The 14,840-nt window shown below is 61.9% G+C and carries 10 protein-coding genes; 8 read left to right on the top strand and 2 right to left on the bottom strand.

The features are described from left to right. The first annotated feature begins 225 nt into the window (after positions 1-225). Entirely contained in the window at positions 226-909 is a 684-nt protein-coding gene (locus ACX3M4_RS09995) for a response regulator transcription factor (RefSeq protein ID WP_459358432.1), read from the top strand. A 282-nt stretch (positions 910-1,191) separates the two neighbouring features. Continuing rightward, positions 1,192-3,684: a putative bifunctional diguanylate cyclase/phosphodiesterase gene (locus ACX3M4_RS09990; RefSeq protein ID WP_459358431.1), complete on the top strand. Its 2,493-nt coding sequence runs from the start codon at positions 1,192-1,194 to the stop codon at positions 3,682-3,684. Positions 3,685-3,693: 9 nt separating this feature from the next. Here the strand turns inward: ACX3M4_RS09990 and ACX3M4_RS09985 are convergent, their stop codons facing one another. Beyond that, positions 3,694-7,215, bottom strand: coding sequence for a PAS domain-containing hybrid sensor histidine kinase/response regulator (locus ACX3M4_RS09985; RefSeq protein WP_459358430.1), 3,522 nt, complete (start codon positions 7,213-7,215; stop codon positions 3,694-3,696). Between the two features lie 296 nt (positions 7,216-7,511). Here ACX3M4_RS09985 and ACX3M4_RS09980 point away from each other — a divergent pair, with 296 nt between their 5' ends. The 6 genes from ACX3M4_RS09980 to ACX3M4_RS09955 all read left to right on the top strand — a co-directional run bounded on the left by ACX3M4_RS09980 (position 7,512) and on the right by ACX3M4_RS09955 (position 13,367). Further along, positions 7,512-8,684 carry a pyridoxal phosphate-dependent aminotransferase gene (locus tag ACX3M4_RS09980; RefSeq protein WP_459358429.1) on the top strand — a complete coding sequence of 391 codons (1,173 nt, stop codon included), beginning with the start codon at positions 7,512-7,514 and terminating at the stop codon, positions 8,682-8,684. Between the two features lie 74 nt (positions 8,685-8,758). Continuing rightward, on the top strand, positions 8,759-9,940 hold the full coding sequence (locus tag ACX3M4_RS09975) for a two-component system sensor histidine kinase NtrB (RefSeq protein WP_459358428.1): 1,182 nt from the start codon (positions 8,759-8,761) through the stop codon (positions 9,938-9,940). A 20-nt stretch (positions 9,941-9,960) separates the two neighbouring features. Beyond that, a complete protein-coding gene (locus tag ACX3M4_RS09970; RefSeq protein ID WP_459358427.1) occupies positions 9,961-10,572 on the top strand; it encodes a response regulator transcription factor in 612 nt (203 codons plus the stop codon). Between the two features lie 128 nt (positions 10,573-10,700). Continuing rightward, the gene (locus ACX3M4_RS09965) at positions 10,701-11,057 is read left to right on the top strand and encodes a response regulator (RefSeq protein ID WP_459358426.1); all 357 of its coding nucleotides are present in this window, start codon (positions 10,701-10,703) and stop codon (positions 11,055-11,057) included. 254 nt (positions 11,058-11,311) lie between these two features. After that, the gene (locus ACX3M4_RS09960) at positions 11,312-12,025 is read left to right on the top strand and encodes a Crp/Fnr family transcriptional regulator (RefSeq protein WP_459358425.1); all 714 of its coding nucleotides are present in this window, start codon (positions 11,312-11,314) and stop codon (positions 12,023-12,025) included. Between the two features lie 259 nt (positions 12,026-12,284). Next, positions 12,285-13,367 (top strand): MerR family transcriptional regulator, encoded by a 1,083-nt coding sequence (locus ACX3M4_RS09955; RefSeq protein WP_459358424.1) that lies wholly within the window; start codon positions 12,285-12,287, stop codon positions 13,365-13,367. A gap of 66 nt (positions 13,368-13,433) precedes the next feature. Here the strand turns inward: ACX3M4_RS09955 and hemN are convergent, their stop codons facing one another. Further along, positions 13,434-14,810, bottom strand: a complete 1,377-nt coding sequence (gene hemN, locus ACX3M4_RS09950) for an oxygen-independent coproporphyrinogen III oxidase (protein WP_459358423.1) — start codon at positions 14,808-14,810, stop codon at positions 13,434-13,436. Between the last annotated feature and the right edge of the window lie 30 nt (positions 14,811-14,840).

Here is a 14,840-nt window from a genome sequence, read left to right as displayed (position 1 = left end):
GCCCAGCAGGCTCGTGTGGAACGCAGGCCAGCGCCTTCCTGGCGGTGTTGGTCAAAAGCATGGTTTGACTTGCGTGCAACCCCTGTTGCAAACATACTTCCACAAGGCCGCAACAAGGGCTCAATGCCTGACACCAAAAGGTCTGGAAACGCACCGGGAGGCAACGGCGCTGGAGCAGGGGACAATCGGTCGCCCGCTTGGATCCGTTGAGGGAGGAAAAACGACGTGTCGGCGACATCCTATCGGTTCATCATCGCGGACGATCACCCCCTGTTTCGTGGCGCGCTGCGCCAGACCCTGGAAACGCAGTATCCCGATGCCGCGATCGAGGAAGCCGGAACGCTTGAGGACGTGACATCACGCCTGGAACAGGACGGCGATATCGACCTGATACTGCTTGATCTGTCCATGCCCGGCATGCGCGGCTTCTCCGGCCTGATGTATCTGCGTGCGCAATATGCCGGTGTGCCTGTGGTGGTGGTTTCGGCCAACGAGGACCCGCAGGCGATCCGCCGGGCGGTCGAGTTCGGCGCTTCGGGCTTCATTCCCAAGTCCCACGGCATCGATGTCATTCGCCAGGCAATCTCGGAAGTCATGTCCGGCAACATGTGGACGCCGCCCGATGTCGATCTCGCAGCCGATGACGGCAGTGGTGACCTGGTGCAGCGGCTGGCAACGCTGACGCCGCAACAGGTCCGTGTCCTGATGATGCTGTCGGAAGGACTGCTCAACAAGCAGATCGCCTATGAGCTATCGGTGTCCGAGGCGACCGTGAAGGCGCATGTCTCGGCGATCCTGCAGAAGCTCGGGGTGGAAAGCCGCACCCAGGCCGTGATTGCCGCCTCCAAGATCGAGGCCGGCCAATGGCAATTGGGCGGCGAAGCTGCCGAAGCTGCCGAAGCCCAGTAATCCTGCTCTGACTTTGAAACTTCCTGCCTGGGGTTGCAAAACTTTGGGTAAAAGTGCCTTTTTATTGTAAAAATTGCAAAAGAGACGGGAATCCGCATGCCCGTTTTTACCGGAATTTCAGGGAATGGCTGTATCGGTCGATCCAGCGGGGCTGTGCCGCGCGTAGAGCATCAAGAGGTCCAGACGATGCTCTGACACTCGGGTTTCGACCGGGCAGGAACATTCCGCCGGTTGTTGCCGGGTGTGCTTTGATTTTGTGCGGGTAGCGTACGCGGAGAAAAAATGCGGCTCAGCTCCAGTTGGAAACTGGTCCTTCATACCATCTGCATGGCCTTCTTCAATCCAGGCCGGCAGCTGAAATCGGGACAGACGGCTGGCAGCGGCGACGAGGCCGGAAAGCCGCATGCTGGTCCCGAAAGGGCATTTATGCTCGCCTTCGGTCATCCGGTGGTCGATGAGTTGCTGGCGCGCCGGGTGCGCGCTGCGCAGGTCGCCAGCATCGCCCGGCTGACGCCGTTCATCATCCTCGCCAATGTCGTCAACACCGTCGTCATCACGCTCTCCTTCCAGAATTTTGTGCCCCTTGGCGCTCTTGCGGCGTGGGTTGCCGCGATCGCAGTCTTTCTCGGCTACACGCTGCTGAGGTGGTTAAAGGCCCGGGGACAGGCGATCCAACTCGCCTCGCGCCGCTCCCTCAACAAAGCCGTTCTGCACGCCACTGTGTTCAGCTCTCTCTGGGCGGCCGTTCCGATCACCGCTTTTGCCTATGGTGATCCTGACGGGATCTGGATTGCGTCCTGCGTGACGACAGGCATGCTGTGCGGCGGCGGCTTCACGCTGGCAACCGTGCCCCAGGCGGCGTTCCGCTGGGTGGGCATCCTCTATCTGGCGTCCTCGGTTTCGCTGCTATTCAGCCAACAGATGGATCTCTGGCCGCTGTTCCTCCTCCTGACCAGCTACACCATGGTGGTGGTCGGCAGCGTGGCCTCGGCAGGCTGGCTCTTCGCCTCCCACTTTCTGGCGGAGGCCGAACTGGAAGAGCGCGGAGAACTGATCGCGCTGCTCCTCAACGAATTTGAGGAAAAGGCCAGCGACTGGATCTGGGAATCGGGGAGCAACGGCAGCCTGCGCAACATTTCCGACCGTTTCCTCCATGCCAGCGGACGTCAGCGCGTCGAGCTGGAGGCCATGCGCATGGTCGATCTCGCCTATTCCCTGGACGAGGAGGACGCCCGTTCCGCCGTGGCAGTCCTGGAAAAGGCAATGGCAAACCGGGAAGCCTTCCGGGATGTCATTATCGGCGTCGAAGTCGAAGGCCAGGAACGCTGGTGGTCGCTTGCCGCCCGGCCGGTCTACGACGACCATGGCTCCTTTTCGGGATACCGGGGCGTTGCGTCCGACATCACCGAAGCCCGCCGCGCCAGCGCCCTTGTCTCGCATCTGGCCGAACACGACAGCCTGACCGGGATCGGCAATCGCAGCTGGTTCCTGAAGCAGGCGGAAGATCTTCTGGAGGAGCAGGGCCAGTACGGCCAGAACACGCTCACCCTCTTCCTGATCGACCTGGACAATTTCAAGGTCGTCAACGATACCAGCGGGCATCCCGCGGGAGACGAGCTGCTGCGGCAGGTTGCCAGCCGTTTCATGGCCTTGAGCGAAGGCAAGACCATGCTGGCGCGCTTCGGCGGCGATGAATTCGCGGCACTTGGCCAGTTCGTCAGCGATCAGGCCGCAAATGCCTTCGCCGAGGAACTTGTGAACGTCACCCGCAAACCGTTCCGCATAGGCCGGCGCGACTTCGCCATCGGTGCAACGGTCGGCTTCACGCGGCTGCGCGACAGCCGGGACACGGTCGACGACCTGATGCGCAAGGCGGATATCGCGCTTTACAAGGCCAAGGAAAGCGGTCGCGGCCGGGCGCTCGCCTTCGAGCACGACATGGAGCGCGAGGTGCGCGAGCGCCGCGAGCTGGAATCCGACCTGCGCGAGGCGTTCGAATACGGCAAGCTGAATGTGGATTTTCAGCCGATCGTCGATGCTCGCTCCGGCAAGGTGGTTTCCAGCGAGGTGCTGCTTCGCTGGCTGCATCCAACCCGCGGCGAAGTTCCGCCGGACGTCTTCATCCCGATCGCCGAACATGCCGGCCTGATCCTGCCGCTCGGCAGCTGGGTTCTCAGGAAGGCCTGCGCCGCTGCTGCCCAGTGCCCGGAACTGGAAAGCGTTGCCGTCAATCTGTCATCGGTCCAGTTCATGGATCCCTACCTGGTCGACCAGGTTCTGGCGGTGCTGCAGGAGACGGGTTTCCCGCCGGAGCGGTTGGTGCTGGAAATCACTGAATCCGTTTTCCTGCGCGATCACGGCTCGGCATCGGCGAAGCTCCAGAAGCTGCGGGACCTCGGCATCAGGATCGCGCTCGATGACTTTGGCACCGGCTATTCGTCGCTGTCCTATCTGCGCCAATACAAGTTCGACAAGATCAAGATCGACAAGTCCTTCGTCGACGAGATCGGCGAACGCAGTGACGGGCTTGCGATCATTTCCGCCGTCATCGCGCTGGCGCACAATCTGGGGCTCGAGGTGACCGCGGAAGGCGTCGAGCGCCAGTTCCAGGTCGACGCCCTGCGCACGCTCGGCTGCGACACGATGCAGGGCTACTATTTCGGCAAGCCCCATTCCAATCCGATGAAAATCGCGCACATCAAGAAGGAAGACTGGCAGGACCGGACGCCGAGCACGGCGCCGCGCAACCCGTCCTCCCTGCGGTCGGCGTCGTAACGCCGGGGCCTATTCAGCCGCCTGACCCGCCTGGCAGCGTGCCAGATGCGCTCTCAGGGCTGCCGGTTTGACCGGTTTGTTGAAGAAGGCGATGTCCCGGTCTCCGGCTTCCGTGCGAACGGCACGGCTGCGGTCCGCGGTGATCAGGATTGCCGGGATCTGACTTCCGAATTTCCATCTGAGTTTCAGGATTGCTTCGATGCCGGTGCCGTTGTCGAGGTGATAGTCGGCCAGGATCACGTCCGGCGTCAGGCCGGCCCTGTTGAGTTCGGCGGCCGCCTCCGCATCGTCGCTCGCAGTGACAACCTTGCAGTTCCAGTTGGTCAACAGGTGGCGCATGCCGCTGAGGATGTCGGGTTCGTTGTCGATGGCGACCACGCAGAGCCCGTCCAGCTGCCCGGCAATCGCGGCGACCTGGGGCACGGGAAGGAGATCGGGCATGTCGGCGGAGCGCGGCAGTTCGACCGAGAAACACGATCCCTTGTGCGCCTCCGAGCGCAACCGGACCGGATGGTTGAGCACGTGGCTGATGCGCTCGACGATGGAAAGGCCAAGGCCGAGCCCCTTGGCAACGCGCATGCCGTCGTCCAGCCGGTGGAATTCCTGGAAGATCGCCTTCTGCTTGCCCTTTGGAATGCCCATGCCGGTGTCGTGGATTTCCACCAGCACCCGGTTGCCGCGCCGCCGGCAGCCCACCAGAACGCGGCCTTCCTGGGTGTATTTCAGCGCGTTGGAGACAAGGTTCTGCAGGAGACGGCGCAGCAGCCGCCGGTCGGTCCGTACCGAAAGGGACGTCGGAACGATCCGGAGATCCAGGCCTCTCTCCTCGGCAACTGGTTTGAAATCCAGCGCCAGTCCGCGAAGAAGGTCATCGAGGCGGAAGACGGTCGGTTCCGGCTTCAGGGCTCCGGTGTCGAGACGGGAAATGTCCAGCACGGCGCCGAGAATGTCCTCAACCGACTCAAGGGCGGATTCCACGTTGCGCACCAGTGAACCGTCATCGCCTCCCTGCAGCTTGTCGACCAGTACCGAGGCGTAAAGCCGGGCGGCGTTGAGCGGTTGCAGGATGTCGTGACCGGCGGCCGCCAGGAAACGCGTCTTGCCGATATTGGCCTCTTCGGCAGCCCGGGTCGCCTCGACCAGGCGTTCGTTCACATGGGTCAGTTCTTCGGTACGCTCGCGCACGCGCCGCTCCAGCGTCTCGTTGGCGCGGGCAAGAGCCTCTTCGGCCAGCACCCGTTCGGTGATGTCGGTATAGGTGGTCACGATACCGCCGTCGGGCATGGGGCTGATGCGGATTTCCAGAACCGTGCCGCTCGATTCCAGCTTTTCCTGGAAGGTCTCCTGGATCAGCACCAGCTTTTCGATCCGGTCGGCGACGGTGGCCTCCACCGGTCCTGGCCCGTGTTCGCCGCGTTCCGCGTTGAAGCGCAGGATCGCGTCCAGCGTCGTCCCGACCTGGCCATATTCTGCCGGCAGGCCCAGGAGGTCGCGGAACTGGCGGTTCCAGCAGATCAGACGCAGGTCCCGGTCGAACACGCCGATGCCCTGGCGCACCTGGTCGAGAGCGGTCTGCAGAAGATCGCGGTTGTACTGGATGGCAATCGAGGCGTCGTCGAGAAGCTTGACCGCGCCCTTGGTGGACGGGTCGTGGCGCTTCAGCATCAAGGTCAGCACCAGGCGCGAGGAGGCCGCACCGATGGCGCTTGCCAGGAGCTGTTCGGAAAAGCGCAGCAGGTTGGCGTCGGCGAGCGTGTTCGGGTCGAGTTCGATACCCCGTTCGCCGGCAAAGCGGCGGAAGGAGCGGGCTGTGCGCTCCTCTCCAAGATACCGCGCGACAGTTGCCTGAAGATCGCCGGCGGTAACGGAAGTGCGCCAGTAGCGCAGGCCCGGCGTCGGCGCGAATTCGGCCGGGACGAAGACATTCGCCTGCAAGGTTTCGGCCGGAAGCGGCTTTCTGATGAAAGAACAGCCGACAAAGAGCAGGATATTGACGGCAATGCTCCAGAGTGTGCCGTGGATGAAGGGATCGAGCTGGAAACCGAGAAGGGCCTGCGGGTTGAGCATCCCGATCCCGAAGGGGCCGGTTTCCAGAAAACCGTCGGAGATCAGGCCGGATTTGGCGAAAGTTGGCAGCAGCAGGGTATAGGCCCAGACGATAAAACCGCCGCTGAGACCCGCGATGGCGCCAAGCGAGGTCGCCCGCCGCCAGAACAGGGCCCCCACGAAGGCGGGCGCGAACTGGGCAATGGCGGCAAAGGACAAGAGCCCGATGGAAACGAGCGCTGCCGTGTTGCCGGCAGCCTTGTAGTAGGCATAGGCCAGCAGGAGAATGCCGAAGATGGACAAGCGCCGGATCGTGAGCAGCCTGTCGCTCATGTCCTGACCGCTGACATTGATGATGTCGTCCTCGCTGTGCCGGCGCAGCAGCAAGGGCACGACGATGTCGTTGGAGATCATGATGGACAGCGCGACGGTCGCGACGATCACCATCGCGGTCGCCGCGGACAGCCCGCCGATAAAGGCAAAGAGGGCGAGCCAGGGCTGCCCGTCATCGATGGGAAGCGCCAGAACGAAGGTGTCCGGATTGACGTCCTGGCCGAAACGCAGCAGCCCGGCGGCGGCAATCGGGATCACGAAGAGGTTGATCAGCACGAGATAAGCCGGGAACATCCATGTCGCCCGGCGCAGTTCCTCGTCGGAATTGTTTTCCGTCACGGTGACGTGGAACTGGCGCGGCAGCAGCAGAACGGCAAAGGCGGACAGGCACGACATGACCAGCCAGTTGCCGATATTGAGCGGCTTTTCGAAAACCTTCGAAACCTCCGGGGCTTCGGTAATGGCCCGGATCAGATCGAATGGCCCGTCATAAAGCGAATAGGTGACCCACACCCCGACCGCCAGGAAGGCAGCCAGCTTGACGACTGCTTCGGCGGCAATGGCCAGCATCAGGCCTTCCTGGTGCTCAGTCGCGTCGATGTGCCGGGTGCCGAACGCCCAGCTGAAGATGGCCATGCCGAGCGCGATCAGGAGCGTGATGTCGTCAAAGACGGGTGTGAAAATGTCGCTCGGTGAAATCAGCGGCCCGGCCAGCGTGGTGATCGACAGCGACACCGCCTTCAGCTGCAGCGCGATATAGGGAATGACCCCGATGACCGCGATTATGGTCGCAAGAGCGGCTACCGACTGGCTCTTGCCGTAGCGGGAACCGATAAAGTCGGCAATCGAGGTGATGCTTTCCGTCTTGGATATCTGGATGATCCTCTGCAGCAGCGGATATCCGAGTGCAAAGACGAGAAGAGGCCCGAGATAGATGGTCAGAAACTCGATGCCTGTACGGCTCGCATTGCCGACGGACCCGAAAAAGGTCCAGGAGGTACAATAGACGGAGAGCGACAGGGCATAGATGAAGGGGCGGCCGCCCGTGCGGGACGAAAACCGGCGGGGCATACGGTCGCCGTAACTGGCAATCGCGAACAGGCAGAAGATATACGCCGTCGCGACCAGAATCACGATCCATCCGTGCAGCATGGCCCTCTTGACCGTCCTCCCGTCCGGTATGATGGTCCGTCCAGCCTCTCCGCGGGCGGGTCCGGAACGCCAATGCGAAGTCTGGAATGGAAATCCAGTTTGTCGCAGTTCCCGGATCGGACCACAGCTAAGCCCTTCTGTCTATTCGTCTTGCGACGAAGACTTGCCGCCGGCGCATGGAAATGCCCGGGCTCCAACCGATCAGTGTTGGTGAAGTCCGCTTCAAATCCTTTCATAAAACAAATGCTCGCGAACCGGCTAAGGTGCTGCAAAGACCCTATGAAGGACCCAGCTACGTGACGAGCCTGATCGACCGGTTGAGCCCGGAGGCGCGCAATGCCCCGGAAAGTGGAATTGTCGAAGTCTTCAATGCCGGCCGCGGCCGGGACGACCTGATCCCGCTCTGGGCGGGGGAGGGCGACCTGCCGACACCGGACTTCATCCGCGAGGCGGCCAAGGCCTCGCTCGACCGGGGCGAGACCTTCTATACCTACCAGCGCGGTATTCCGCCTCTGCGTGAAGCGCTCGCCGCCTATCACGAGGAGCTCTACGGCAGGCCCTTCTCACCGGAACGGTTCTACGTCACCGGCTCCGGCATGCAGTCGATCCAGATGGCCATCCAGGCCGTGGCGACGCCCGGAAGCGAGATGCTCGTGCCGACACCGGCGTGGCCCAACATCACCGCGGCCATCGAGATCCACGGCGCCCGCGCCGTCAGTGTGCCGATGCGGGCCGAAGACGACGGCTGGAAACTGCATCCGGAAGACATCGAGGCGGCGATCACGGACAAGACCACCGCACTGTTCCTGAATTCGCCCTGCAACCCGACCGGCTGGGTGGCGTCGCTTGAAGTCCTGAAGCAAGTGCTTGATCTCGCACGCAGGCATGATCTCTGGATCGTCGCCGACGAGATTTATGCGCTGTTTCACTATGGCGAGGGGCTCCGGGCACCGTCGTTCTATGATCTGGCCGAAGAGGACGATCGCATCATCTTCGTCAATTCCTTCTCCAAGAACTGGGCAATGACCGGCTGGCGCGTCGGCTGGATTTCGGCACCGCCGGAACTTGGCCAGATGTTCGAGAACCTGATTCAGTATTCGACCTCCGGCGTGCCGTCCTTTTCGCAATGGGGCGCGGTCGCCGCGCTGACCGAGGGCCGTGACTTCCTGAAGGACCAGGTCGCCCGGGCACGCCGGGGCAGGGACTGTGTCCTGCAAGGCCTGCAGGGACTTAACAGGGTAAAGGTCTCGCCGCCGCAGGGAGCCTTCTATCTGTTCTTCTCCATCGACGGTGTTTCCGACACCCGCCGCTTCGCGCTGGACCTTGTGCGGCAGACCGGCGTCGGCCTTGCTCCGGGAACTGCGTTTGGTGCGGGAGGCAGCGCTTATCTGAGGCTCTGCTATGCCCGCCGCGAGGATCATCTGGCCGAGGCCGTGCGTCGAATTAGCGCTTGGTTGCCAGAGATTTAGACCACTGACGGGTTGTCGGCATAAGGGAAACCCCTTAAACCTGAAATGGACGTGATTTCCATTCAGGTACCGGCATGACGCACGACGGTGTTGTAGAGCAGGACGATGACAAGGCGGCCGTAACGGAAGCGCGTCTTGCCAGCGTTTTCGACACCGCGGCCGACGGTATCGTCGTGATCAACGACCGCGCTCAGGTTCTGGCTTTCAACAAGGCCTGTGAGCGCCTGTTCGGCTACGAGGCGTCGGATCTTCTCGGACGCAATGTCAGCCGCATCATGCCGGAACAATATGCAAGGTCGCACGATCACTATGTGAACAACTACCTTGATACGGGGCACAGGAAGATCATCGGCATCGGCCGTGAGGTGCAGGCCAGGCACAAGGACGGCACGGTCTTCCCGATCGAATTGTCCGTCGGCGAAGCCTGGACGCCGGTCGGGCGCCAGTTCATCGGCATCCTGCGCGATTTGCGTTCGCGCAAGCAGATGGAAGACCGGCTTGCCAAGACACAGGCACAGCTCGTCCACATGACCCGCATCAGCGCCCTCGACGAGATGGGGGCGGCCATCGCCCACGAACTGAACCAGCCCTTGACCGCGGTGCTGCTCTATCTGCAATCGGTGTCGCGCAAGACGCGGGCCGAGAAGTCACTCGACCCGTTCATCCTGGACGTGATCGACAAGGCTGTGCGAGAGGCCGAGCGGGCCGGCGAGATCATCCAGCGCATGCGCCAGCTGGTCGAAAAGAAAACGCCGGCGCGGCAATCTGTCGACGTGGCGGAACTGGTCATCAATTGCCTGGAAATGGCCGAACTCGGCAGCGGCGAGGGCAAGTCGATCCTACAGTCGGAGATCGCACCCGATCTGCCGCCGCTCCAGGCCGATCCGGTGCAGATCCGGCAGATCCTGATCAATCTCCTGCGCAATGCGCGCGAAGCCGTTTCCGGGCAGGAGATACGCAAGGTAGTCCTGTCCGTCCGCCTAGGTACTGAGGGGCTGGAATTCCGGGTCAGCGACAACGGACCCGGGGTGCCCGAGGAGCTTGTCGACAATCTGTTTCGTGCATTCACGGGGTCAAAACACCGGGGCGTCGGCCTCGGGTTGGCCATTTCGCGCTCGATTGCGCAAAATCACGGCGGCGACCTGCGCCTGGAAAAGGTGGAAGGCGGGCACGGTGCCTCTTTCCTCTTGACGCTGCCGGTCGACCCCAGCGATGACGACACGGCGGATATCGGCCCGAATGACGCAAAAAATTGAGAAGTTGAAGGAACGACACCATGAAAGCTGATGCGGAGGCCATTTACATCGTCGATGATGACCCTGCCGTGCGCGACGCCCTGTCCGTGCTGTTTAATATGGAGGGCTATGTCGTCGAAACCTTCTCCGATGGTGATGCCTTCATCAAGTCGGCCAGCAAGTCGGTGCCTTCCTGCGTCATGCTGGATGTGCACATGCCGGGACGGTCCGGCATCGAAATCCTGAAAGCGCTGAACGCGGAAAACTATCCCGCGCCGATTTTCATCATCTCCGGTCAGGGCGATATTCCGATGGCCGTGGAAGCCATCCGCAACGGCGCCTTTGACTTTGTCGAAAAACCGTTTTCCGCCGAAACAGTGCTGGAACGGGTGAAGGAAAGCATCGCTGCTGCGAAGAAGCGGCAGGATGCCGGCGATACCCCTTCTTTCCCGGGGTCGGATGCACTGACGCGCCGCGAACTTGAGGTGCTGAAGGAAATCACCGACGGGGCTTCCAACAAAGAAGTCGGCCGGACGCTCGGCATCAGTCCGAGGACCGTCGAGGTTCACCGGGCGCGTATCATGGAAAAGCTCGGTGCCCGCAATGCTGCCGACCTGGTGCGCATCGTTCTTGGTCATCCAACGGCCGGTTGATCCGGCCGTGAGCCATGTCGGCTCAAGTTGAGTGCTAAGTAGTCGCGCTAAACAGTAGTTTTGCGTACATCCGATGGTCAAAACGTCGCGTATGTTTTCCCGGAAGGCCCTGCCTGTTGCAGGTCCTGATGGGTAGGCTTCAAGTGGTCGTTCATATCGTCGAAGATGATGCAGCGGTTGCCGATGCGCTGGCGATGGTGCTCGAGGATCTCGATCACCAGCCGGTGACCTATGGAGACGGCGAATCCTTCCTTGCCCGGGCGGCTCCTGCGGCCGGGGACTGGGTGATCGTAGACCTTGGCCTGCCCGGCAGAAGCGGTGCGGATGTGGTCCGCGAGCTCATGAAGCTGCCTGTACCTCCCAGCATTCTGGCGATTTCCGGCAAGCCGCACGTCAGTCTGCTGCAGCATATGCGCGGGCTGCCGGGCCTGACCGTTCTCAGAAAGCCGCTTTCCATCGACATGCTGACGGCGGCTTTGGCCTGACATTCGGAACAGCCGTCTTGGACTTTCGTCGCCTGCGGCTATTCGGCTCATATGTAGAATATCTTACGCAGTCGACCGAATTTCATCCGGCCGGACAACGTTCTAGAGTTCGTTTCACTGGTTGCTGAACGTCGGACGGGACGTTCGCATACGGCAGGTTTCTCCGGGCGGTCCGATTCATCGGGCAAAGTGGACCGGGGACATCCGCCGTCGCAGCAGGTGAAGCCGTGCAAATGTGCACGAAGGAGGGACTGATGGCTTATTTCGATGCGGGTACTCCCGGCCAGGGCGCAGGTGCAAAGCTGAATGGCGCACCGCTTTGCGAGACCGGCAAGACATCCTTTTCGGATTTTGGCGGCAAGACCGTGCATTACGACACCCATGAGGTCGTCTATTACGAAGGCGATCCCGCCAAGCGACTCTATGAGTTGGTCAAGGGATCGGTGATGCTCTACAAGCTCCTGCCCGATGGCCGCCGCCAGGTGGTGGAAGTGCTTCGCCCGGGCGACATTTTCGGTCTGGCCGGCAGCGAGGAAAACGACTGCACCGCAGAAACCCTGACCGACGCGGAAGTGCAGGAAATCGATCTCAGGAATGTCGAGCGCTCCGACGCCCTGCAGCGCACGCTCACCAGATGCCTCACCAGCCAGATGCGCGTCCTGCACGAGCATGCCGTGCTGCTTGGCCGCAAGTCCGCGGTTGAGCGCGTTGCCAGCTTCCTTATGCATCTCGTTCCTGACCGCGGCGGTGTCGGCTGTGCCGGCCCGCGCGACGAGGCGAGCGACGGCTTCGACCTGCATCTCCACATGACGCGTCAGGAAATCGCCGACTATCTGGGTCTCACCATCGAGACGGTCAGCCGGGTGGTCTCCGACCTGAAACGCCGCGGCGTGATCCGCGTCGACAAGGCCGACCGCATTCATCTGAACAAGGTCTGCAGCCTTTGCCAGATGACCGGGATACACTGACCGGGATACGCTGACCGGGATACATTGGCCGGGACCAAATGAAACCGAGAGGCCGCGAATTTCGCGGCCTTTGCTTTTTAGAGCACGCCGCGAAAAAGTGGCTTCCGATTTTTTTCGCAAAAGACGTGCGTCAAAAAGAGATAACGCGGGTCACGTGAATTCAAATGAACGCGACACGCTTTGGCGCTTATTTTGAGAAAATAGGCCTTGAGCCGGACCCTGGGTCATAGCTTACGACGGCTAAACCAGGAGGTTCGACATGGATAAACCCGCCCCGAAAGACAGGATGCTCAGCGCCGCCGAATGTGCTGCCCGGATCGGTATTTCCGTCCGGGCACTCAGGGTCTACGAGGCCAACGGACTGCTGTCACCGGTCAGAACGGAGAAGAACTGGCGTCTTTATGGTGCCGCCGACATTGCCCGCCTCAACGAGATCATGGCCTTGAAGCAGCTTGGTCTCAGCCTCTCCGACATGTCCGGACTGCTGGCCGGCAAGACGACCGACATCGACCGGTTGCTGGAGATGCAGGAAGCGGCCCAGCTCGGCAGGCAGGCCCAGGCCGAGCGCAGCCTCAGGCTGATCGCGCGGCTCCGGGCCAAGAGCGGCGGCGGGGACGGATTGTCCATGGAGGATCTCCTTGACCTGGCAAAGGAGACCCAGATGAGTGAAGCAGCAGATGAATATGCCTGGAAGCGCTACGAGCAGGCGCGTCCAAGAACGGAAATCACCCCGGACAGGCAGAACCTTGAGGAGTGCGCAGGCGAGTATCTTTTTGAAGATGGCATCGTGGTGCGGGTAACGGTGAAATCCGCCGGACTTGCTGCAGAAATCCTCGGGCAACCGGATTTCGAGCTCTTTGCGGAAGCGCCCGACCGGTACTTCCTCAAGGTGACACCGGCCCAAGTGACATTCGAACGGCGTGGCAGCGACCAGGTCACCGGCTTGACGCTGCATCAGGGCGGGTACGACATGAAGGCCGACCGCGTCTCTGCCGGAGCCTTCGAAGTGGCGAAGGCCCGCCTGGAAGAGCGCGTGCATGCAAAGACACCCTTTGCGGACAGCGAGGCAACGCTCCACCGGCTGATCGAAGACCATCGCTCGGGAACGCCCGATCTCGACAGCATGAGCCCGCTGTTGCGCTCGCTGGTCAGCGAACAGCTTCCGATGGTCCAGGGTGAGCTGGAGCGGCTCGGAAAGGTTACGGCAACCAGCTTCCGCGGCGTCGGCACCGAGGGGTTCGACATCTATGTTGTCGATTTCGAAAACGGCCGGCTGGAATGGGGGCTCTCAAAGGGCACGGACGGCACTTTGAACGGGCTCTACATGCGGCCGACACCCTGAGACGGCATTTCCTTCAAGAGGACGGATCGGACCTTCCCGGCAGGTTGCCGGGAAGGACTTTTATTTTCAGACCGCTGCCGAGTGGCGGGCCTTGCCGCTTGCCTGGCTGGCAGCGAGATAGGCGTCGAAAGCGGCTGCTGCCAGCCGGACATAGGGCCGCCCGGCTTCGGTCACGTCGACCCGGATACTGTCGTTGGTGCTCCTGTCGAGCCGGACCAGGCCGTCGCTGGCGAGGTCCTCAAGGGCAACGAAGGCATCGCCCAGGTGATTGGGGGTGAGGCCGTAGGAGTGGCAGACCGGCGCGAGGTCGCAGGAATAGGTAGTCATCAGTTCTTCGATGATCCTGCCACGCAGCCGGTCATCGGCGCTAAGCGCAAGTCCCTTGGAAACCGGCAACCGGCCGGCCTCGATGCACCGGCGCCAATTGCCGACATCCGACAGGTTCTGGATATAGCCGCTGGAGAGCCGGCCTATGGAGGAGACCCCGAAACCTATCAGCTGTTCGCCCTGGTCGGTGGTATAGCCCTGGAAATTCCGCTTCAGAGACCCGTCGGCAAGCGCCGCGGCCATGCTGTCGCAGGGCAGGGCGAAATGGTCGAGGCCGATGGCGACGTAGCCGGCCTTCGTCAGTTCGGAGCGCGCAAGATCCGCCAGTTCGAGCCGTTCGGCTGCTGTCGGAAGCGTATTCTCGTCGATCAGCCGCTGGTGCTTGCGCATCCACGGCACATGGGCATAGCCAAAGAGCGCGATACGGCCCGGGGCCAGCGAAAGTGTCTTTTCGACCGTGTCCAGGATCGTTTCCGGGGACTGGCCCGGCAGACCGTACATCAGGTCGAAATTGAGCGCGTCGATCCCGGCGTCCCTCAGATGCCGCGTGGCTTGGGCGACAACCTCATAGGGCTGCACCCGGCCAATGGCTTTCTGGACTTGCGGGTCGAAATCCTGCACGCCGAGGCTCGCCCGGTTGATGCCGACAATTGCCAGGGTTTCCGCCAATGCACTGGTGACCAGGCGCGGATCGAGCTCGATCGCGTGCTCAAGGTCTTCCGCCAGATTGAACTGGACCCGCAGGAGACCGGTAAGGTCGATCAGGCTCTGGCGCGGCAACAGGCTCGGCGTACCGCCACCCCAGTGGATATGCCGGACAGGACCGGCCTGCGGCATCCGCTCCGCCACCAGACTAATTTCGGCGCCAAGTGTCGCCGCGTAGGCTTTCAGAGGCGCTTCCTGGCGGGTCGCCTTTGTGTGGCAGCCGCAATAATGGCAAAGCTCGCGGCAGAAGGGCACATGCAGGTAAAGCGACAGGCTGTCCTCGGGGGTGAGGGCACTCAGCCAGCCGGCATAGGTTTTCTCCGTCACGCCTTCATGAAAATGCGGCGCGGTCGGATAGCTGGTGTAGCGCGGTACGTTGCGCATGGCGTAGGAGAGCGGATCTTTCATCATGTGCCCATCTATGCGCCAGCCGCAGGAACG

This window comes from Roseibium sp. M-1 (assembly GCF_054515675.1).
The sequence above is the reverse complement of the archived record's forward strand: the minus strand, read 5'-3'. Positions and strand labels throughout refer to the sequence as shown.